This is a genomic window from Pseudomonas sp. LBUM1641 (assembly GCF_059716235.1).
In genome coordinates this window covers 5,090,088-5,109,006 of sequence record NZ_CP166815.1, presented here as the reverse complement: position 1 = coordinate 5,109,006, position 18,919 = coordinate 5,090,088, and the positions used below count along the sequence as shown (strand labels likewise).

Here is an 18,919-nt window from a genome sequence, read left to right as displayed (position 1 = left end):
GGCTCCCACATTAACCGTGTGTGCAGAACGATCTGCGGTGCGTCAGCTGACTTTCAGTACCAACTTCCCAAAGTTCTCGCCGTTGAACAGTTTCATCAACGTTTCCGGGAACGTCTCCAGTCCTTCGACGATATCTTCCTTGCTCTTGAGCTTGCCCTGAGCCATCCACCCGGCCATTTCCTGCCCGGCAGCGGCAAAATTCGCCGCGTGATCCATCACCACAAACCCTTCCATACGTGCACGATTGACCAGCAATGACAGGTAATTGGCCGGCCCTTTGACGGCTTCCTTGTTGTTGTACTGGCTGATGGCACCGCAGATCACCACGCGCGCTTTCAATGCCAGGCGGCTGAGCACGGCGTCGAGAATGTCACCGCCGACGTTATCGAAATACACGTCCACACCTTTCGGGCACTCGCGTTTGAGGCCGGCGTGCACGTCTTCGTTCTTGTAGTCGATGGCCGCATCAAAACCCAACTCATCCACCAGGAACTTGCATTTGTCGGCGCCGCCGGCAATGCCCACCACGCGGCAGCCTTTGATCTTGGCGATCTGCCCGGCAATGCTGCCCACTGCACCGGCCGCGCCGGAAATCACCACGGTATCTCCGGCCTTGGGTGCGCCGGTGTCCAGCAGGGCAAAGTAGGCGGTCATGCCAGTCATCCCCAGTGCCGACAAGTAGCGCGGCAGCGGTGCGAGTTTCGGATCGACCTTGTAGAAACCCCGTGGCTCGCCGACGAAATAATCCTGCACACCCAAGGCACCGTTGACGTAGTCCCCCACGGCAAATTTCGGATTGTTCGACGCGATGACCTTCCCTACGCCCAAAGCGCGCATGACTTCGCCGATACCTACCGGCGGAATGTAGGATTTGCCCTCGTTCATCCAGCCACGCATGGCCGGGTCCAGGGACAGGTATTCGTTGTGCACCAGCACCTGCCCGTCCTGGGGCGTGCCCACCGGTACTTCCTGGTAGGTGAAGGTGTCCCGCGTGGCAGCGCCGACCGGGCGTTTGGCGAGCAGGAATTGGCGGTTGGTCTGGGCAGTCATGGCAGGGACTCTTGAGAAGTGGACCTTGAGTGATAGACCCTTCGAGCCGCACCGGCAAGGTGCGCGGCACCTGCGAATGCCCGTCGATCCACTGCAATGATAGTGACGCCGGTGTCGTTATCACTGCGGCTCATGGTTCCCCAACCGGGCGTTTGATAGTGCTGACGTGCCCGGGGCGGCTCTGGCTAGACTGGGGTCATCGAGCATCCCCATCGAAGGACATCACCATGAGCATGACATTTTCCGGCCAGGTAGCCCTGGTGACCGGCGCGGCCGCGGGCATTGGCCGCGCCACTGCGCTGGCGTTCGCCGCTGAAGGCTTGAAGGTCGTAGTCGCCGACCTGGACGCGGCGTGCGGCGAGGGCACTGTGGCGCTGATTCATCAGGCCGGTGGCGAAGCGGTGTTTGTACGCTGCAATGTCACCCTCGAAGCGGACGTACAGCAGTTGATGCAGCAGACCGTGGCCACCTATGGTCGGTTGGACTATGCCTTCAACAACGCCGGGATTGAGATCGAAAAGGGCAAGTTGGCCGATGGCAGCCTGGATGAGTTCGACGCAATCATGGGGGTCAACGTCAAAGGTGTGTGGCTGTGCATGAAGTATCAATTGCCGTTGCTGCTGGCCCAGGGCGGTGGTGCCATCGTCAACACGGCCTCGGTGGCGGGGCTGGGGGCGGCGCCGAAGATGAGCATCTATGCCGCGTCCAAACACGCGGTAATCGGCCTGACCAAGTCGGCGGCGATCGAATACGCGAAAAAGAAAATCCGCGTCAACGCGGTGTGCCCGGCGGTGATCGACACCGATATGTTCCGCCGTGCCTATGAGGCCGACCCGCGCAAAGCGGAGTTTGCCGCCGCCATGCACCCGGTCGGGCGTATCGGCAAGGTCGAGGAAATCGCCAGCGCGGTGCTTTACCTGTGCAGCGACGGTGCTGCGTTTACCACAGGCCAGGCATTGGCGGTGGACGGTGGCGCGACTGCCATTTAGGAACTGACGCTGATGCCATTCAGAAAAGCGTTGGCCGCGCTGTGAGGCTTTTCCGCAGATGGCCAGATGCCTTGGTCGAATGTGTATCAGTAGGTAAATAATCTAATTAAATCAATGATTTAATAAATCTTCACCACGGCTGTCATTGGGCTTCTGTGCTTAACTGGTTTGGGTTAAATGACAACAGTTTAAGTGAGTGGCTCATGGATTTAGGGATCGATCGACAAGCCCTTGTACCGGTAGTGCAGCAAATCGTCAGCGCGTTGGCCGCCTGGATTCGCGAGAGCGGAGCCAGGCCCGGGACGCGGTTGCCTTCGGTTCGGCAGTTGGCCCACGAGAACCTGCTCAGCCAGTCCAGCGTGATCGAGGCGTTTGAGCGGATGGTTGCCCAAGGCGTGCTGGCATCAAGGCAAGGCGCGGGTTTCTGTGTGGCCCAGCCTCCCGCCGAGCGCGGCCTTCGTTGCGAAAACCAATGGTATGAGGGCGCCGAGTCCGGGTGGGGCGCCTTCGTCGATAATCAACTGGGTGGACTGAAACTGGGATGCGGCTGGCTGCCGGACACCTGGCGCGAAAGCGACGACATCAGCTACGCGATTCGTGAAGTCACCCGCACCGATACCGCCGCCGTCTTCAACTACAGCACGCCGCTGGGCCTGCCGGCGCTGCGCGAACAGTTGCTCAAGCGACTGGCCCACATTCATGTGGCGGCCCGGATCGACCATATCCTTATCACTCAGGGCGCGAGCCATGCCCAGGACCTGCTGATCCGCACACTGCTCAAGGCTGGCGACACCGTGGTGGTGGAAAGCCCGGGCTACGGCAACCTGTACCGCCAGCTGGCCTTTCACGGTATCAAGCTGCTGGAAGTGCCGCGCACACGCAGTGGTCCGGACATGCCTGCACTGGAGGCGCTGTTGCACGGGCATCGGCCCAAGTGTCTGTTCATCAACAGCCTGTATCACAACCCCACCGGCACCAGCCTGTCCCTGGCGGTGGCCGAGCGCTTGTTGCAATTGGCTCATTCCCGGGACTTCTTCATTGTCGAAGAAGACGTCTATGGCGATCTGCAACATGCCAGCTGTACCCGGCTGTCGGCGTTGCCCCACGAGGACCGGGTGATCTATATCTCGAGTTTTTCCAAGACCCTCAGCAGCGCTTTGCGCGTGGGCTACCTCACGGCCAGCGGGGCGATCATCGCGCAGTTATCCAAGGTCAAGACCATGACCGGTATCGGCACCTCGCGGTTCGCCGAGGCGGTCGTGGCCACATTGCTGGCCAATGGTGCCTACCGCAAGTGGGTGCAACGCCTGCGTAGGCGCTTGAGCTCCGAAATGGCCGTCACCTTGCAGGTGCTGGAAGACGAGGAGTGGGAGGTGTTTGCGGTGCCGGCGGGTGGCATGTTTGTGTGGGCGCGGCCTGGCGTGGGTGACTGTTCGACGCTGCACGCGCAGGCTCGTCGGCTTGGGGTGTTGCTGTCGCCAGGGGCGCTTTTCAGCCCGACGGGTGAACACAGTGACTGGCTGCGCATCAACGTGGCCTATGCTTCTGATCAGCGCGCCCTCGCGCTGTTCAAGGCCATGGGCCCGGCAGGATCGACCTCTACCATTCTGAAAACGACGAGGATGTAGCTTTTTGCCATTATTGTGGCGCCAAACGCTTGTGTTCAGTGCCCCGGGGTTGCGAATCTCGCTGCATCGAAACCGGGCTTGATGGCACCCGCCATTGCAAGAGGACTCAAGTGCAATGATTTCTGCCGTGCAACGACGTTTTGCCAACCTCGGTATGGCAAAGAAACTGGGCTTGGGCTTTGCCTTGGTGTTGCTGTTGACGGCGCTGGTGGCCGCGATTGGCGTGTGGTCGCTGCAAACCGTTGGCCAGCGTTTCGAGGGCCTTAAAGCCATGTCGGCGCTCAACAGCGACCTGCTCAAGGTGCGCTTGATCGAGCAGGACTACGCGCTGCATGCTGACCCCAAGTCGGTGGATGCCTTGCACGAAAGCGTCGACGCATTGGCCGCCCAGGCCACGATTCTCAAGGGCCAGTCGCCCGCCAACGTCCCGGTGATGACCGACGTCGAGCAGGCGTTGGCGGCCTACCGCAAGGCGTTCGATGAGTTTGTCGAGCTGACCCAGACCAAGGACCTGGCCCTGGAAATGGCCAGTTGGTCGGTCTCCAGTGTCGCCAACAACCTCGATGTGTTGCAGGCCGGGCTGGCGGACGACGGCGCCTATGGCCTCAAGGAAAGCCAGGGCAAGGAAGGCGCCGAATTTATCGAGCAGGCGGGGCAGGTCAGCCAGGTATCGCGCCTGATGCTGCAAGCCATGAACGAAGCGCACGTGCGTCTGGATCAAAGCCGCAAGGGCGATGACGAGAACACCGAGCAAGGCAAGATCGAGCAGGCCGACCAGGCCCTGGCCCAGGTCGAGCAATTGAAAACCACGGTCAAGGATTCCGGTTATCAAACCGTGCTCAACGAGGTGTCCGGGCATATCGCGGCCTTCAGCGAAAAACTCGGCGAGTACACCGGCCTGCTGGCCCAGGAAAAGGTCGTCTATAAGCAACTGCACGAGCGTGCTGCCGAGGTGGTCACGCGGGTCAATCAGGCCTATGACGCAGAAGACCTGTCGATGCAGGCACAGTTGAAGAAAAGCGCATTGCTGATCATTGGCTCCTCCGCGTTGGCGTTGCTGGTGGGGCTGATTGCCGCGTGGATCATTACCCGGTTGATTGTGGCGCCGCTGCGCCGTGTGATTGCAGTGGCCCAGCAGATCGCCGCCGGTGATCTCAGTGGGCGCATGGAAGTCAGCCGTCGGGACGAAATGGGCCAGTTGATGCTCGCGATGCAGCAGATGAGCAGCGGCTTGAGCAACATGGTCAGCGGGTTGCAGGCGGGTATCGAGCAACTGGCCAGCTCGGCTCATTCGCTGTCCAGCGTAACCGAGCAGACCAACATCGAGGTCAGCAGCCAGAAGGAAGAGACCGAGCAGGTGGCTACGGCCATGAACCAGATGACCGCCACCGTGCACGACGTGGCGCGCAACGCCGAAGAAGCGGCCCAGGCTGCGCAGACCGCAGATGACAAGGTCGACAGCGGCCAGCAGGTGGTGCGCCAGAGCTTGCAGCGCATCGAATTGCTGGCCAGTTCTGCGACCTCTGCCAGTACCAGCATCGAAAGCCTGAGTGCGGAAATCCAGAATATCGGCACGGTACTCGAGGTGATCAAAAGCGTGGCCGAACAAACCAACTTGCTCGCCCTGAATGCGGCCATCGAGGCGGCCCGTGCGGGCGAGCAGGGCCGTGGTTTTGCGGTGGTGGCCGATGAAGTTCGGGCACTGGCCAAGCGTACCCAGCAATCGACCGAGGAGATCGAGCGACTGGTCAGCACCTTGCGCAGCGCGGCACAGTCTTCGGTGCAGCAGATCAAACAGAGTGGCGAACTGGTGAAGCTGGCGGTCAGTGATGCCCTGGAGACTGAAAGTGCCCTGGGCAGCATTGCGGCGGCGGTGTCACTGATCCAGCAGATGAACCAGCAGATTGCCGCGGCGGCCGAAGAGCAAAGTTCGGTGGCCGAGGAAATCAACCGCAGCGTCACCAGCATCCGTGCCAGTGCCGATCAATCGGCGTTGAGCATGCAGGGCAACGCGGCGTCGAGCATTGAGCTGGCGCAGTTGGGTACGGAGCTTAAAGGGATGGTCGGGCACTTCCGCCTTTGATCACCGCAAGCCTGCGGCGATCAAAGGGCAGGGCCGTCAGGCGTTGTTGACCAGGAAAGTCAGCAGCGCCTCGTTGACGTAGTCGGGGTTTTCCCGGCTGGAAATATGCCCTGCTTCCGGAATCAACGTCAGCGTGCAGCCGATCAAGGTTGCCATTTCTTCTGATTCGGCAGGTGGGCGTGGCTTGTCTTGCTCCCCACACATCACCAGGGTGGTGTCAGCGTTTAGGCGCGACAGCTGCTCCAGCACATCGGCGCGGCTGAAGATTATCCGGCCCAGGGGCACGATGCTTTGCAGCAGGCGCTCTTTGGGGAAGGCCTTCAGTGCGTTGCGAAAGCCCTGGTACAAGGCCGATTCCCGGTCGATGCCGGGGCGGAAGAAGATCGGCGCCACCACGTCCAGCAGCGGTTCCGGAATGGCACCGGCATCTTCGATCATCTTGAACAGCGAGAAGTAGTACTGGCGAGTGGCTTCCGGCTCGGCACCCAGGTGCGTGTCCATCAGCACCAGGCTGTTGACCCGCTCGGGTGCCAGCAGCACCAGGCGTGCGCCCCACATGCCGCCGACCGACAAACCTACGAGGTTGACTTGGGCGATGTCCAGATGATCCAGCAGGGCCAGGTGCTGGCGTGCGAGGTCGTCCAGGGATGCGGTGTTTGCAGGCAGTGGGCCGGACTCGCCGTGGCCCCATAACTCGGGGACGATCACTCGGTATTGTTGCGAAAGGGCTTCTATCTGCGGCGCCCACATCTGGCTGTCCCACAGGTAGCTGGAACCGAGGAGAACGGCGGGGCCGGTGCCCTGGTCGAGGTAGTGCAGCGGTTGTCCATCGATGATCACGACAGGCATGGCGAGGCCCTTTTCGTTAACGGAGAGAGGGGGCCTTTTTTACGCTATTCGGCGGGAGGGGGATAGATGCAGAGTGATGGCATGTGGCGAGCGGGTTTACCGCCCACCACAATGGCCGGGGATCAGTCGTAGATGGCTTTCTTCTTCCAGTCCGCGTCCGCATCCACCTCTTTCAAGCCTTGGGTCAATTCGTTGACCTCGTCTTCAGCCGGCTCGAGGTTGGTCAGCACCATGGAGTTGGCGCGCGCCAGTTGTTTCTCCAGCAATTGCAGTTGCTGGCTGTACACCACGGGCTCTGGCTGTTTGCGCAGGTACTGCACGCCGCGTTCGAACGCCAGGCGTGCCTGGCCCGGCTGGCCCTGTTGCAGCGCGTGCTGGCCCAGGTTGTTGAAGAACTCGATGTGCAACAGCACCAGGATGTGGCGGATTTCCTTGATCCAGTGCTTGGCTTCATTGGTCGGCAGGAAACCGTCCTGGGCCGCGCGAGTTACCTGGCCATGCAGGGCTTCCAGCAGGAACCGTACATCCTTGGCCTTGGCTTCGGTCTGGATCGGGCCGGGCGGGTTGTTCACCGGAATCGATTCGCCCTGGGCCACCAGTGCGTTGAGCTCGGTGATGCGTGCCTTGAGCGACGCATTCGACTTGTCCAGGTTCAACAGGCGCTGGTTGACGTTGAGCTCCAGGCGGGTCAGCAGCAACTTGAGTCGCGGCGTCATCAATTGGCCTGGAAAGGTCTCGGTGATTTCACCGCAGCGACGCAGCCGGTCATTGAGTTCGATCCGGGTCCGGTTCTTTTCCAGTTTATTGTTTTCCACCACGTGGTTCATGTAGCCAATGGCGATCAGTATTACGATCCCGGCTATTACCAGCAGGGTGATCATGAGTGGTGTCACCGGTGTGACCTCTTTATGGGGTTTGCGTTGAAGTGTAGTGACTGGTGCAGTGGCCGGATAGGACTGAGCGACCAGTTGCGTCAGTAGTTTCTTCTATATAGCTGGGCAGTCCCTGCATGGATGCACATTGCCATCATTTGCTGTTGCCAACTATAGCGCCTTGTGGAACGCCAGAATATAGGCGCCAAAGCTTGGACGGCGAGAAACCCTTGCAACCCCCGTAAACCACGGCGAAGTCATTGATTTAAATAAATTTATCCTTGGGGGTTGACGACCTCCCAATCCATCCATAGAATGCGCGCCACTTACAGCGTAAAGCACACAGCGAAACGCGGTAGGGAGTGAATGTTGTACGTGTGTCCCCTTCGTCTAGTGGCCTAGGACACCGCCCTTTCACGGCGGTAACAGGGGTTCGAGTCCCCTAGGGGACGCCATATGCGGGAATAGCTCAGTTGGTAGAGCACGACCTTGCCAAGGTCGGGGTCGCGAGTTCGAGTCTCGTTTCCCGCTCCAAATTTAAGCAGTGTTGCTCTCGGGCGGCACTGAGTGAAACCAGGGCATAATCTTCGGATTTAATCTCTGGGCACTGAAATACACACCATTTGTTTCAGTAGCGTGTCCCCTTCGTCTAGTGGCCTAGGACACCGCCCTTTCACGGCGGTAACAGGGGTTCGAGTCCCCTAGGGGACGCCATTTGCGGGAATAGCTCAGTTGGTAGAGCACGACCTTGCCAAGGTCGGGGTCGCGAGTTCGAGTCTCGTTTCCCGCTCCATATTTAACGAAAGCGCCGATCAGCAATGATCGGCGTTTTTGTTTGTGGATTTTTTATGGGCTGGGGCGCAACGCCCCATCCCACGTTGCGCCTGGGCCGTTAGAAGTTATCCATCGCGTGGCACATGGACAGCCTTCCCGACGGCGTCGGTTCAATCGGGTTCCACCGTTCAGCGCCCTTCGGCAACTCGGCCAACTCGAACGCGCAACTGCGGGACAGGGACGCGCGCACCATATAATCCATGCCGGGCTTGGGGATAAAGGTCATGGTGTTGAAACATTGCCGGCCAGCTTGCGGCAGCCCCAGGTAGTGAAAGGCGATGGGCATGTTCGCCGGAATCACCAGTTCGGACGACACCGCACCGTCCCAGGTGTAAGTCGGCCCCGGCATACCGAGGCTTGCGCCATTGCGGTCGGAGAAGCCGGATTTGGCCGACACCATCACGCCGGCGCCGGGGACGTTCCAGTCCAGGCAATCATGCCCTGGCACCGCGCGCACCATGCCGTCGCTGATCACGCGCACGTGCGCCGTCTCGGTGGATGGCGGCGCCGTGTAGGCGGTGTTGAGGGAGCGGATGTTATACACCTGGCCGCAGCCGCTGAGGAGCACGAGGAACAGGGCGGGAATTACGCGTAAAGTGCTCATGGCTGGCGGCAGTTCTGGCTGACCGACAGATTCGGCGCGGGCTCATGACTAACCATCTGCAAGCCGTCGGCGCCCTGGAAAATAAAATAGGTGCTGCGACAATCCCTGAACGCCTGTGAGTAACCCTCAGCCCGGAATCCCTCCCCGTCGATCTTCTTGGTCACCGTATTATCGCGGCTGACCACGGCGAGTACCTGCTCATAGCTGTCGCCCATCTTCACGCCCGGCACACCGGTGGAGGTCATGGAGTTGGCACAACCTGTCAGCCCGATGGCCGCCAAAAGCAGCGCGGCTCCGTACAGTCCATTGCGTATGTTGTTCATCCCTGCTCTCCATCCATGAGTTATGCAGGGTTGGTCAGCGCAAAGGCGAAAAAGTGCAACATTCATATCTGGCAATGTGACATTGCCCGCAAAGTCATGCTCTTTGCGGGCAACGGTTCACGACTTGCCCGGATGCGGCTCCGGGTACTCGCTCGTCACTTCCAGTGCCTTGGCATACGGCCCGTCCCACAGCTGCTCGTGTAAATCTCCCACACGCTTGGCCATCGCTTCACTGCGCATCACCACTTCCAGGTTGCGCGAGTTATCGAAATAGCCGCCCAGCCAGTTACTGGTCCCCACCCAGGCCACTTGCCCATCGATCTCCATGGTTTTGCTGTGAATCACCCGCGCATAAGGAATAAATCCCTGCTTGGCCTCGGGCAACGTAACGATCTTGACCTCGACATTCGGCAGCACGGCCAGGCTTTTCAGGTACGGCAATTCCAGCGCTTCGGTGTTCCAGTTGGACACCATCAACTTGATCGACACCCCGCGCGCCGCTGCCGCACGCACGGCGTTGTCGATCACCGCGTAATAAGGGCGGGTTCTGTCGGGCCCATAGGAGAGCGGCGCGTAGTCCAGCAGTTGTACACGCACTTCCTTTTTCGCCTCGCCCAGCAGGCGTGGCAGCTCCAGCTGTGAATCACCCACGCCCGGCGGGTTGTAGCGTTGGGGGCTGGCCACCAGGTAGTTGCCGGTGCGCGCCGGTGTAGCGCCCGCGGCGGGCAGGGCGACAGGCTTGTTGGCGGCCAACGCTGCCTGGGCCTGCCAGTCCTGTTCAAAAATCGCCTGGGTCTGCGCCACGACGGTTGCATCACTGATCAACAGCCCGGTTTCGTGGATATGCTCCAGCGAACGCCAGTCGAAGTTCTGGCTGCCGATAAACGCCTGCTTGCCGTCCACCACCATGTATTTCGCGTGGATGATCCCGCCACTCAGCTTGCCATAGGGCAGGATGCGGAAGGTCAAATTGGGAATCGCCCGCAAGCGGTCCAAGGTGGAAGCTTCCGACAGCCGCACGCCTTTTTCTTCCAGCAGGAAGCGAATCTTCACCCCGCGTTTACCGGCGGCTTCCAGGTGTTCAATCACCTTGTCCATCACCGAGCCAGGATGATCTGCCGCGTAGAACTGGCCGATGTCGATGCGGCTTTTCGCGCCGTCAAACAGCCCGATCCATACCGGGCCGGGCTGGCGCAGGTCCGCCGTTCCCAGTTGCGTGTCCACCGGCACGGTATGCACCAACTCAAACCCCGGAATTAAAAAGTCCGCCTGGGCAAGCGGACTGAGGAGCAGGCCTGCAAGGCCGGCGATACGTAACTTTAACGATATGGACATAGGCGTCTCATCGGGCAAAAAGAAAGGGCGGGCGCATGATGCGCCCGCCCCGGGAAATTCACGCAGTGCGGCTGTGCAGCGGCGCCGGCACCAGGTGCGGCACTTCACCCTGTACGCGGGCACCGGTTGCAGCGCGGATCAGCAGGATTTTCAGCTGGTCGTTGATGCGCTCCAGGCTGTCCTGGAAGAAGTTGTGGAACACCACGCAGAACAGCGCGATGGCGATACCCAAACCCGTGGCGAACAGGGCCGTACCGATACCACCGGAAATCTGCCCCGGGTCGGACACGCCGGCAGTGGCCAGCGCCTTGAAAGTGTCGATGATGCCGAGAATGGTGCCCAGCAGGCCGAGCAGTGGCGCGGCGGTGGTGATGGTTTCGATGATCCACAGGCTGCGGGACAGCGGCGCGCGGGTCTTGAGGTACTGGGTTTCGATCTCGTCGTCCAGGTCCTTGCGCGAACCATGGGAAGCCTTCTGCGCCAGGATCGGCAGCACCATGCTCAGCGGCAGGCTGTCACGGCGGGTCAGGGTTTCCGGCAGGTCGCGCTCGCTGTGCACATTGGCGCCCAGCACTTCAGTCAACGCACGTGCCTGACGGCGCACGTAGGCGAAGTAGATGCCACGTTCGATGGTGATGAAGATTGCAATTGCCAGTGCGGCGTACATCACATAAAAGGTGATTTGGTGAAGCAGGTTCATGTCCATGATGCTGAGCCTCGCAGTTAGAAATTGGCTTCCAGGGAAACGGTGACGGTGCGGTCCAGGCCAACGATGTAAGCCGGGTCGCCATCGCGGAACCCGCTGTAGCTCGCCGCGTTGGTCTTGGTGGTGTACACGCCGTCCAGGTACTTCTTGTCGAACAGGTTGTCGACGTTCAGGCGCAGGGTTGCGTCCTTGACGACTTTCTTGTCCACCGGCAGGTAGATACCGGCGCCGAGGTTGAAAATGGTGCGGGCGGAGATGGCTTCGTCGTTGGTCAGGTCGCCATAGAGCTTGCTGGTGAACTTGCCGCCGAAGGTGCCGTAGAAGCGCCCGTCGTCATAGCCGACGTTGGCTGCCAGCATGTTCGTCGGCACGTTGGCGAATTGCTTGCCGCTGGTAGGCAGCACGATCGGCTTGCCGCCGCTGTAGACGGTCAGGTCATCCTGCTGCTTGGAGCTGGTGTAGGTGTAGGAGGTGTAGTAGTTGAAGTTGTGCGGCAGCTTGCCGCTCCACTCCAGCTCCAGGCCTTTGTTGATGACGGTGCCGGCGTTGATGTCGGCTGAATCACCATTGCTGTCCAGGGAGGTGAGCTGGCGATTCTTGAACTGCATGTAGAACAGGGTGGCGGCGAGGGTGCTGTCTTCGCCGGTGTAGCGCCAGCCCAGTTCCTGGTTCCAGCTGAGTTCCGGCTTGGAGTCGAGGGAGCCGACGCCTTTGTCGTACAGCACGTAGTTCTGTGGAATCCGCATGTTGCGCGACAGGCTGTAGAACAGCTGGTCACGCTCGTCGATCTGGTACTTCAGGCCGGCGTTGGGCAGCAGTTTGTTGTAGGTCTGGTTGGCCTTGCCCGGTTGCTCGGTGAGGCTGCCGTGGTTGGTGCCTTCACGCTCGACATTCATGTAGGCAATGCCTGCGATCAGCGTCCAGTCCGAGTTGATGTACCAGGTGTCCTGGGCCCAGACTTTCTGTGCCGGAGTGACGGTGTAGCGGTCGCGACCCTGGACGGTGTTGCCATTGGCGTCGACCACCGAGTTGCCGTCCGGCCAGGTGTCGCTCGGCTTGCCATTGTTCTTCAGGGCAATGAACGGTTGGGTCTGGCTTTGGCGGGCGCGTTCGTACCAGTAGCCGAATTGCAGGCTGTGGTCGCCCAGGTCCCAGTTCAGCTTGGTGGTGATGCCCGGGCGCCAGGTCTGGGTGCGCGAAGGGCGGTAGTAGACGCCGGTGGTTGCGGAACCGTCGGCGTTGTATTGGGCCTGCGTCGGCAGGTTACCGAGGTCGAAAACACCGCCCTTGTTCGAGCCGCTGTTCAGCGCATAGGCGGAGGAGCCCACGCCGCTGCCGTTGCCGTAGTAGTAATACGGGATCACCGAGAGGGACAGGTTGTCGCTCAGTTTGTACTGGGTGTTGAGCACGGCGGTAAAGGTCTGGAACGGGTTCTGCGCCAGGTCGTAGTAGCTGCTGATCTTGCCGTTGGAACCCACCGCCGGTGTCGCCGGGTACGGATCGTACTTGCGGCCGTACTGCTGGAACTGCGACTTGGTCAACTGGCTGTAACTGTTGTTGTCCTGCTCGTGGTACTTGAGGATCAGGTTGGCGGTGTTGCCGTTGCCGGCGTCGAAGAAGCTGTTCCACTCCACCTTGTCTGCGCGCACGGCACCCGAACCGCGCCACATCTGGCCTTCGGTGTGGGAGGCCGACAGCCAGTTGCTCAGGCCGTTGACTTCACCGGTGTTGAGGCGGGCAAAGGTCTTGCGGGTGGCGTTGCTGCCGACCACTTGCTTGACGAAGGCACCGGTTTCCTGGTGGGGCGAATGGTCACGATGCCGATGTTGCCGCCGCTGGAACCGATGTGCGGGCCGTCGGCTTCCGACGAGCCTTGGGTCACGAAGATCTGGTCGATGTTTTCCGGGTCGCCCAATAGGTTGGAGTACAACGCATAGTTGCCGGAGTCGTTGATCGGCATGCCGTCCACCGACATGCCCACCTGGTCGGAGTTCATGCCGCGCATGGTGAAGCGGAAACCCGAGAGGCCGGTGTTGTCTTCACTGGAGATGTTCAGGCCCGGGGTGTACTTGAGCTTGTCGATGGCGTTGCCGGTGGCCGTCTGTTTGTCCAGCGCTTCCTTGGTGATGGTCGAGCGGCCCTTGGCGCTCTCCTCCTGGACCATGTAACCGCCCCCCGCGGTTGCCTTGCCCTGTACCCCAATGGTCCCGACGTCACTGTCGCTGGTGTCTGCCATGACCACTCCATGGGTCATGCTCGTCGCGGCAACGAGTGCCAGGTGAATCCGGGTGAACTTCATCACTGTCGTCCTGGTGGTGTGTGCTTATTGCACGCTGTAGTTGAAGGTGGCGGTGAAGCGCTGCTCGTTACGTCCACTGAAGGCTTGTTCGGGGAACGGTTTCACCTGCTTGATACGGCGCAGGCTGTTGGTGGCGGCCCGGTTGAGCAGCATGCTCGGCCCTGGGGTCTGGATCCCGGAGTCGAGAACGCGGCCTTGACGGTCCACCATTAACCAGACCACCACCTCGCCACTCGGGCGCTCGAGGGACGCCTGGCGCCCGGTGGGGTATTGCTTGTAGGTGTCCAGCTCGTTGCGCAAACCCTTGAGGTAGCCGCCTTCCAGTGCCTGGCCGTCGACTTTCGGCGGTGCGGGCGGTGCTGCGGGTGCCGGCGTGGGCGCGGGAGCGGCTTGCACGGGCTTGGCGGCGACCGGCGCGGGTGCAGGCACAGGCGTCGGTTTGGCGACCACGGGCTTGGGCACGGGTTTCGGCTTGGGCTCAGGTTTTGGCAGTGGCTTTGGCACCGGTTTGGGTGGCGGAGGCGGTGGGGCGGGTTCGGCCTCTTCGTCTTCGATCACCGGCGGCGGTGGCTCTTGCTCCATCACGGGCTCGGGGACCACTTCCGGCTCGGGCTCCACCAGGGCAAGTTCAACCGCAGACTCGTCGTACTGCGGCTGGATCTTCAGGGGTTGGGACTGGATACCCAGTGCAATCAGCACCAGGGCGATCAGGGCCGGGACACTGCCCAGCAGCCGACGCGCACGAAACAAGGCGTACATGATCAGGACTTTTTCGTAGCGATGGAGACAGAGGTAAAGCCACCCACGCGCAGGGTGTCCATCACCTCGACCAGGCGAGAAACTTCGACGCCTTTGTCACTGTTGACGATGATCGTCGACTTGGTGTCAGGCTTCTCGGCAGCCTTGAGTGCCGGCACCAACGCCTCGACGCTCATGTCTTTGCCATCGAGCTGCAGCTGGCCTTCCAGACCCAGGGTCAGGATGAATTTATTTTGCGGCTTGAGCTGTTGTGAACTGCTGGCGCTCGGCAACTGAGTCTTCATGCCCAGGGCCGGAATCACGTTCAAACTCACCAGTACAAAAAACACCAACAGGAACATCATCACGTCGATCATCGGGATCAGTTCGATGTGTGCCTTGCGCTTTTTGGGTTCATCCCAAGTTCTCATTCCGCTACCTCGCCGTTGATTAGGGGCGACACGCTAGCAACCAAAAATGACCGAATGGTTAACTTTAATTTAAGCTTTTAAGGCTCTAGGACGCGTCTTACAGACAACTCGCGGGTCTATTTATCTACGTAATGAAACTGACACGACGCGAGTACATTCTTGGAGAATTTATTTCGCGAGTCCCTCTGCATGAGCATTGCACTGCCGCATTTATCTACCCCGCGCCTGCTGTTGAAGCCTCTGCAAAAGGAGCAGGCCGAGACGTTGTCGGTGCTGGCCAACGGTCCCGATATTGCGAACAACACGGCTGCGATTCCATCGCCTTACACCTTGGAAGTTGCACACGCCTTTATTGACGGGCAGGCAGAGAATTACCGCTCGGGTCATTCACTGGGACTGGGTATTCATCTGCGGGAAACCGGCGAATTGATCGGCGTGATCAGCCTCAGGTTGTCTGCGGCTCATAGGAGTGGACACCTCGGGTATTGGGTGGCCGCGCATCGTCGACGTCAGGGGTATGCCGCCGAAGCAGCGACTCAGATCATGGCGTTTGGGTTTAGCGAATTGGCGCTGCAGCGTGTGGGCAGCCAGTGCTTTGCCCGTAATAAAGGGTCCGCTCGGGTCATGGAAAAAATCGGCTTGGGTTACGAAGGGTGCATGAAGGGCGCCTTCCTCAAGAACGGGGTCCACGAGGACATGTTGTTGTATGGCCTGGTGAGTGCCGACTGGACGGAGCGCGGTTGATGAGCGTCGATCACGACCGCCGTCGCGTACTGGGCGGGCTTGCAGTTGCCACCGCGTTTTCGATCCTCAGTCCTTTTGCCCGCAGTGCAGGCATCGACTATCCCTTCACCCTCGGTGTGGCCTCAGGCGATCCGTTGCCCGATGGTTTCGTGATCTGGACGCGCCTCGCGCCGTTGTTCAATGCCGCAGACGGTCGCGGCGGATTGAACCGAGCAGTGCCGGTGCGCTGGAAGGTGGCCAGTGATGCGGCGATGACGCGGATTGTGCGCCAGGGCGAGGTAATGGCCAGCGAGCGTTTCGCCCATTCGGTGCATGTGGAAGTCGCCGGGCTGGAAGCGGGTCGACCGTACTGGTACCAGTTCGAAGGCCTCGGTGCGCAGAGCCCGGTGGGGCAGTCGCGCACGGCCCCGGCGGTGTATGCCATGGCGTCGGCGCAATTGGGTTTTGTCTCCTGCTCCCATTGGGAGCGAGGCTACTTCAGCGCCTATCGTCACTTGGCGGCCGAGCAGCCCGACCTGGTGTTTTTTCTCGGTGATTACATCTACGACAGTTCCTACGCGGCCGACTCCGGCAAGATCATTCGCCCCCACGGCAGCGGCAATGCGCTGAACCTGGTGGATTACCGCAACCGTTACGCCCTGTACAAGACCGATCCGGATTTGCAGGCACTGCATGCCGCGGCGCCGAGTGTGGTCACCTGGGACGATCATGAGGTGCAAAACGACTACGCGAGTCAGTGGTCCCAGGACCCGAACATCCCGGTGGCGAGTTTTCTCAAGCAGAGGGCGGCGGCCTACCAGGCGTTCTATGAACATATGCCGCTGCGTTTGAGCAGCTTGCCGCAAGGGCCGGACATGCGCATTTATCGGCGTTTGGATTACGGCCGACTAGCGCGTTTCCACGTGCTGGACGGTCGCCAGTACCGTTCCGAGCAGCCGTGCATTCTGGCCAATGGCAGCCACAAGGGGCATGTCGCCGCGAATACCTGTGCCGACCTGCGCGATCCCCGCCGCACCATGCTCGGCTGGGAGCAGGAAGCGTGGCTGGATCAGGGCTTTGCCGAGTCCCGGGCACAATGGAACGTGATCGCCCAGGACCTGTTGGTCGCGCCGCTCACACAACGAGACCTGACCAACCACAAGCCCGGCCGCTGGACCGATGGCTGGGATGGTTACATGGCCAACCGTGAACGGATGCTCGCTTCGATGGTGCGCAGGAAGGTGAATAACCCGGTGTTCTGGGGCGGCGATATTCACTCGTTCTGGGCGACGGACCTGCACGCTGACGGAGGGAATCTGGATTCGCCGGTGGTCGCTACCGAGTTTGTCGGCACGTCGGTGACCTCTGACGGGCCGCCGTTTAAGGCGTTCAGTGCGATCCTGCCCCTCAATCCCCATGTGAATTTTTTCGACAGCCGCCAGCGCGGCTATGTGTCGGTGGCGCTTGAGGAAAAGAGCATGCTGACGCACTTCCGGGTGATTTCCGATCCGAAGGATCCGAATGCCAGCGTCTCGACCCTCAAGTCGTTTGTGGTGGAGCCGGGCAGGGCGGGAGCGATTGCGGTTTGACTAGCTGAGGAGGGCTTTTGTGGCGAGGGGGCTTGTCCCCCGTTGGGCTGCGAAGCGGCCCCGAAAATCTCATGTCGAGCTCTTCCTGAGGAGAAGCTGATTGCCTTCTGGGGCCGCTGCGCAGCCCAACGGGGGACAAGGCCCCTCGCCACAGGTTGTTTGCCAGCCAGAAGATGTTTCTCAATCCAGGCTGTATCGCACCGACAGTGCCCCTTTTTTTTCCGAAAGGGCCAGGATCTTTATCTGGCCCACATCCCCCAATGCCTGCACATGCGTACCGCCGCAGGCATACGCCGGCAGCTCGCCAAAACCCACTTCCCGCGTGCCCTCATCCAGTGCCATATGGCGTGGCAGGTTGGCGGCGATCCATTGGTCGACTTGCCGCTGAATCACCTCGGCGTCCATGGCTTGAGCCGAAGTACCGCGAATAAAGGTGATCTTGCCTTCGCCCGGCCAGTGATGGGCCTTGATCGGCATCCAGCCCAAGGTTTCGCCGGCATTGCCGATCAGGTGCCCGGCCGAGTGCAGGCGCGTGTGCAGGGTGCGGCGGTCTTCATCGACGCGTGCCTGTATCGCGCCGGGTGCTACGGGGCGGTCGACGTAATGCACGATGCGATCGCCTTCCTGCACGACCTTCAACACCTGGCTTTCTCCCAGCCAGCCGGTGTCGCAAGGCTGGCCGCCACCTTGGGGGTGGAAGATCGTTGAGTGCAGGGTCACTGCAAATTGGTTATCAAAAGGCGTGCATCCCAGCACTTCAAGTTCGGCATTCAGGTGGTCATGGGTAAAAAACAGGCGCTGGGTCATCTCTACATCCGCATCAGGGTTTCTATCCGGCAGTATAAGAAGTGCGCCAATGGGTGATAATCCGTTCAAATCTCAATGGACTTGTGCGTCATGAGCATCAATCTTCCCTTGCCACTGCTCGGTGAAATGGCGATTTTCGTCAAGGTGGTGGAAACCGGCAGCTTCTCAGAAGCCGCGCGACAGTTGGGTGCATCGCCTTCCTCCGTGAGCCGCAGCATCTCGCGCCTGGAAAAAGCCCTGGCGACTCGCCTGCTGCAACGCACCACACGCAAGTTGCGCCTCAGTGAAGGCGGCGAAGAGGTGTTCAAGCGCTGCCAGGAAATGGTCAGCGCCGCGCGTTCGGTAATGGAAATCAGCGGGCAGTACACCCATGAAGCTGAAGGGTTGGTGCGGGTCAGCGTGCCCAAGGCGGTGGGGCGTTTTGTGGTGCATCCGCATATGCCGGAGTTTTTGCGGCGTTATCCCAAGGTCGATGTGCAATTGATCCTTGAGGACCGGCATGTTGACCTGATTGATGACAATGTCGACCTGAGCATCCGCATCACCGACAGCCCGCCGCCGGGCCTGGTGGGGCGGCAATTGCTGCCAATCGAGCATTTGATCTGCGCCACACCGCAGTACCTGGCCGAGCATGGTACGCCGCAGCATCCCCATGATTTGCTGGAGCACAGTTGCATCTACCTGGGCGAGACGCCGGGGGATGCGCGCTGGAAGTTTCGCCAGGGCAGCAAGGCGGTGACAGTCGGGGTGCGCGGGCGGTATGCGGCCAATCACACCGGGGTGCGGCTGGATGCGGTGTTGCAACATGTGGGAATTGGCAGCTTGCCGTATTTCACGGCGCGGCATGCGCTGGAAGCGGGGGAGGTGGTGCAGGTGTTGCCGGGGTGGGATTTTATTGCGTCGTACCACGGGGATGCCTGGTTGCTGCATTCGCCGACGCGGTATCTGCCGCCGAAGTTGCGGGTGTTTATTGATTATTTGGTGGAGTGCATGGCTAAAGAGCCGACGCTGAAGAAACTGTAGGAGCGAGCTTGCTCGCGATGGACGTTAACGATAACG

Annotated in this window: 16 protein-coding genes, 4 tRNA genes and 2 pseudogenes; 11 read left to right on the top strand and 11 right to left on the bottom strand. The window is 60.5% G+C overall.

Annotated elements, in window-relative coordinates; genetic code table 11:
* Positions 1-42: 42 nt before the first annotated feature.
* A complete protein-coding gene (locus tag ACA046_RS23335) occupies positions 43-1,050 on the bottom strand; it encodes an NADP-dependent oxidoreductase (RefSeq protein WP_017480213.1) in 1,008 nt (335 codons plus the stop codon).
* A gap of 227 nt (positions 1,051-1,277) precedes the next feature.
* On the opposite strand from ACA046_RS23335, the gene ACA046_RS23330 reads away from it, so the two are divergent.
* The 4 genes and pseudogenes from ACA046_RS23330 (at position 1,278) to ACA046_RS23315 (ending at position 5,750) form a co-directional block, all read left to right on the top strand.
* The gene (locus ACA046_RS23330; RefSeq protein ID WP_497675084.1) at positions 1,278-2,039 is read left to right on the top strand and encodes an SDR family oxidoreductase; all 762 of its coding nucleotides are present in this window, start codon (positions 1,278-1,280) and stop codon (positions 2,037-2,039) included.
* 203 nt (positions 2,040-2,242) lie between these two features.
* On the top strand, positions 2,243-3,667 hold the full coding sequence (locus ACA046_RS23325) for an aminotransferase-like domain-containing protein (protein ID WP_459022779.1): 1,425 nt from the start codon (positions 2,243-2,245) through the stop codon (positions 3,665-3,667).
* A 115-nt stretch (positions 3,668-3,782) separates the two neighbouring features.
* Positions 3,783-4,889: pseudogene (locus ACA046_RS23320) on the top strand (HAMP domain-containing protein); the annotation flags it as partial.
* A complete protein-coding gene (locus ACA046_RS23315) occupies positions 4,869-5,750 on the top strand; it encodes a methyl-accepting chemotaxis protein (RefSeq protein WP_497677127.1) in 882 nt (293 codons plus the stop codon). The pseudogene ACA046_RS23320 and the gene ACA046_RS23315, both read left to right, overlap by 21 nt.
* A gap of 36 nt (positions 5,751-5,786) precedes the next feature.
* Here ACA046_RS23315 and ACA046_RS23310 read toward each other — a convergent pair whose 3' ends face one another.
* Positions 5,787-6,599: an alpha/beta fold hydrolase gene (locus ACA046_RS23310; protein ID WP_497675083.1), complete on the bottom strand. Its 813-nt coding sequence runs from the start codon at positions 6,597-6,599 to the stop codon at positions 5,787-5,789.
* Positions 6,600-6,721: 122 nt separating this feature from the next.
* The gene (locus tag ACA046_RS23305) at positions 6,722-7,480 is read right to left on the bottom strand and encodes a hypothetical protein (RefSeq protein ID WP_459022775.1); all 759 of its coding nucleotides are present in this window, start codon (positions 7,478-7,480) and stop codon (positions 6,722-6,724) included.
* 370 nt (positions 7,481-7,850) lie between these two features.
* Between ACA046_RS23305 and ACA046_RS23300 the strand changes: the two genes are divergently transcribed.
* The 4 genes from ACA046_RS23300 (at position 7,851) to ACA046_RS23285 (ending at position 8,264) form a co-directional block, all read left to right on the top strand.
* A tRNA-Glu gene (locus ACA046_RS23300) sits at positions 7,851-7,926 on the top strand.
* A gap of 3 nt (positions 7,927-7,929) precedes the next feature.
* Positions 7,930-8,005, top strand: a tRNA-Gly gene (locus ACA046_RS23295).
* 104 nt (positions 8,006-8,109) lie between these two features.
* Positions 8,110-8,185 (top strand) — tRNA-Glu (locus ACA046_RS23290).
* A gap of 3 nt (positions 8,186-8,188) precedes the next feature.
* Positions 8,189-8,264: transfer RNA gene (locus ACA046_RS23285), tRNA-Gly, on the top strand.
* 99 nt (positions 8,265-8,363) lie between these two features.
* Here ACA046_RS23285 and ACA046_RS23280 read toward each other — a convergent pair.
* The 7 genes and pseudogenes from ACA046_RS23280 to ACA046_RS23250 form a co-directional block, all read right to left on the bottom strand.
* On the bottom strand, positions 8,364-8,909 hold the full coding sequence (locus tag ACA046_RS23280) for a hypothetical protein (RefSeq protein WP_497675082.1): 546 nt from the start codon (positions 8,907-8,909) through the stop codon (positions 8,364-8,366).
* On the bottom strand, positions 8,906-9,232 hold the full coding sequence (locus ACA046_RS23275; protein WP_497675081.1) for a hypothetical protein: 327 nt from the start codon (positions 9,230-9,232) through the stop codon (positions 8,906-8,908). The genes ACA046_RS23280 and ACA046_RS23275 overlap by 4 nt, the downstream gene beginning before the upstream one ends.
* A 117-nt stretch (positions 9,233-9,349) precedes the next feature.
* Complete coding sequence (locus tag ACA046_RS23270; protein ID WP_497675080.1) at positions 9,350-10,567, bottom strand: phospholipase D-like domain-containing protein; 1,218 nt, start codon at positions 10,565-10,567, stop codon at positions 9,350-9,352.
* A 58-nt stretch (positions 10,568-10,625) separates the two neighbouring features.
* Complete coding sequence (locus ACA046_RS23265; protein WP_459022767.1) at positions 10,626-11,273, bottom strand: MotA/TolQ/ExbB proton channel family protein; 648 nt, start codon at positions 11,271-11,273, stop codon at positions 10,626-10,628.
* 17 nt (positions 11,274-11,290) lie between these two features.
* A pseudogene (locus ACA046_RS23260) lies at positions 11,291-13,572 on the bottom strand (TonB-dependent receptor).
* A 24-nt stretch (positions 13,573-13,596) separates the two neighbouring features.
* Positions 13,597-14,331, bottom strand: coding sequence for an energy transducer TonB family protein (locus ACA046_RS23255; RefSeq protein WP_497675079.1), 735 nt, complete (start codon positions 14,329-14,331; stop codon positions 13,597-13,599).
* A gap of 2 nt (positions 14,332-14,333) precedes the next feature.
* Positions 14,334-14,741 (bottom strand): ExbD/TolR family protein, encoded by a 408-nt coding sequence (locus ACA046_RS23250; RefSeq protein ID WP_017480231.1) that lies wholly within the window; start codon positions 14,739-14,741, stop codon positions 14,334-14,336.
* A 189-nt stretch (positions 14,742-14,930) separates the two neighbouring features.
* Between ACA046_RS23250 and ACA046_RS23245 the strand changes: the two genes are divergently transcribed.
* Positions 14,931-15,485, top strand: coding sequence for a GNAT family N-acetyltransferase (locus tag ACA046_RS23245; RefSeq protein ID WP_497675078.1), 555 nt, complete (start codon positions 14,931-14,933; stop codon positions 15,483-15,485).
* Positions 15,485-17,053, top strand: a complete 1,569-nt coding sequence (locus ACA046_RS23240) for an alkaline phosphatase D family protein (protein ID WP_497675077.1) — start codon at positions 15,485-15,487, stop codon at positions 17,051-17,053. Before ACA046_RS23245 ends, ACA046_RS23240 begins: the two co-directional genes overlap by 1 nt.
* A 180-nt stretch (positions 17,054-17,233) precedes the next feature.
* Here the strand turns inward: ACA046_RS23240 and ACA046_RS23235 are convergent, their stop codons facing one another.
* The gene (locus ACA046_RS23235; protein WP_497675076.1) at positions 17,234-17,860 is read right to left on the bottom strand and encodes an alanyl-tRNA editing protein; all 627 of its coding nucleotides are present in this window, start codon (positions 17,858-17,860) and stop codon (positions 17,234-17,236) included.
* A gap of 90 nt (positions 17,861-17,950) precedes the next feature.
* Here ACA046_RS23235 and ACA046_RS23230 point away from each other — a divergent pair, with 90 nt between their 5' ends.
* Positions 17,951-18,883: a LysR family transcriptional regulator gene (locus ACA046_RS23230; protein WP_459022756.1), complete on the top strand. Its 933-nt coding sequence runs from the start codon at positions 17,951-17,953 to the stop codon at positions 18,881-18,883.
* The last annotated feature ends 36 nt before the right edge of the window (positions 18,884-18,919 follow it).

What these genes read in the sequence shown, in the direction of transcription:
- ACA046_RS23265 (WP_459022767.1), bottom strand. Translation starts at nt 11,273, where the DNA reads ATGGACATGAACCTGCTTCACCAAATCACCTTTTATGTGATGTACGCC.
- ACA046_RS23240 (WP_497675077.1), top strand. Translation starts at nt 15,485, where the DNA reads ATGAGCGTCGATCACGACCGCCGTCGCGTACTGGGCGGGCTTGCAGTT.
- ACA046_RS23250 (WP_017480231.1), bottom strand. Translation starts at nt 14,741, where the DNA reads ATGAGAACTTGGGATGAACCCAAAAAGCGCAAGGCACACATCGAACTG.
- ACA046_RS23305 (WP_459022775.1), bottom strand. Translation starts at nt 7,480, where the DNA reads ATGATCACCCTGCTGGTAATAGCCGGGATCGTAATACTGATCGCCATT.
- ACA046_RS23310 (WP_497675083.1), bottom strand. Translation starts at nt 6,599, where the DNA reads ATGCCTGTCGTGATCATCGATGGACAACCGCTGCACTACCTCGACCAG.
- ACA046_RS23275 (WP_497675081.1), bottom strand. Translation starts at nt 9,232, where the DNA reads ATGAACAACATACGCAATGGACTGTACGGAGCCGCGCTGCTTTTGGCG.
- ACA046_RS23280 (WP_497675082.1), bottom strand. Translation starts at nt 8,909, where the DNA reads ATGAGCACTTTACGCGTAATTCCCGCCCTGTTCCTCGTGCTCCTCAGC.
- ACA046_RS23330 (WP_497675084.1), top strand. Translation starts at nt 1,278, where the DNA reads ATGAGCATGACATTTTCCGGCCAGGTAGCCCTGGTGACCGGCGCGGCC.
- ACA046_RS23315 (WP_497677127.1), top strand. Translation starts at nt 4,869, where the DNA reads ATGCTCGCGATGCAGCAGATGAGCAGCGGCTTGAGCAACATGGTCAGC.
- ACA046_RS23235 (WP_497675076.1), bottom strand. Translation starts at nt 17,860, where the DNA reads ATGACCCAGCGCCTGTTTTTTACCCATGACCACCTGAATGCCGAACTT.
- ACA046_RS23335 (WP_017480213.1), bottom strand. Translation starts at nt 1,050, where the DNA reads ATGACTGCCCAGACCAACCGCCAATTCCTGCTCGCCAAACGCCCGGTC.
- ACA046_RS23230 (WP_459022756.1), top strand. Translation starts at nt 17,951, where the DNA reads ATGAGCATCAATCTTCCCTTGCCACTGCTCGGTGAAATGGCGATTTTC.
- ACA046_RS23245 (WP_497675078.1), top strand. Translation starts at nt 14,931, where the DNA reads ATGAGCATTGCACTGCCGCATTTATCTACCCCGCGCCTGCTGTTGAAG.
- ACA046_RS23255 (WP_497675079.1), bottom strand. Translation starts at nt 14,331, where the DNA reads ATGTACGCCTTGTTTCGTGCGCGTCGGCTGCTGGGCAGTGTCCCGGCC.
- ACA046_RS23270 (WP_497675080.1), bottom strand. Translation starts at nt 10,567, where the DNA reads ATGTCCATATCGTTAAAGTTACGTATCGCCGGCCTTGCAGGCCTGCTC.
- ACA046_RS23325 (WP_459022779.1), top strand. Translation starts at nt 2,243, where the DNA reads ATGGATTTAGGGATCGATCGACAAGCCCTTGTACCGGTAGTGCAGCAA.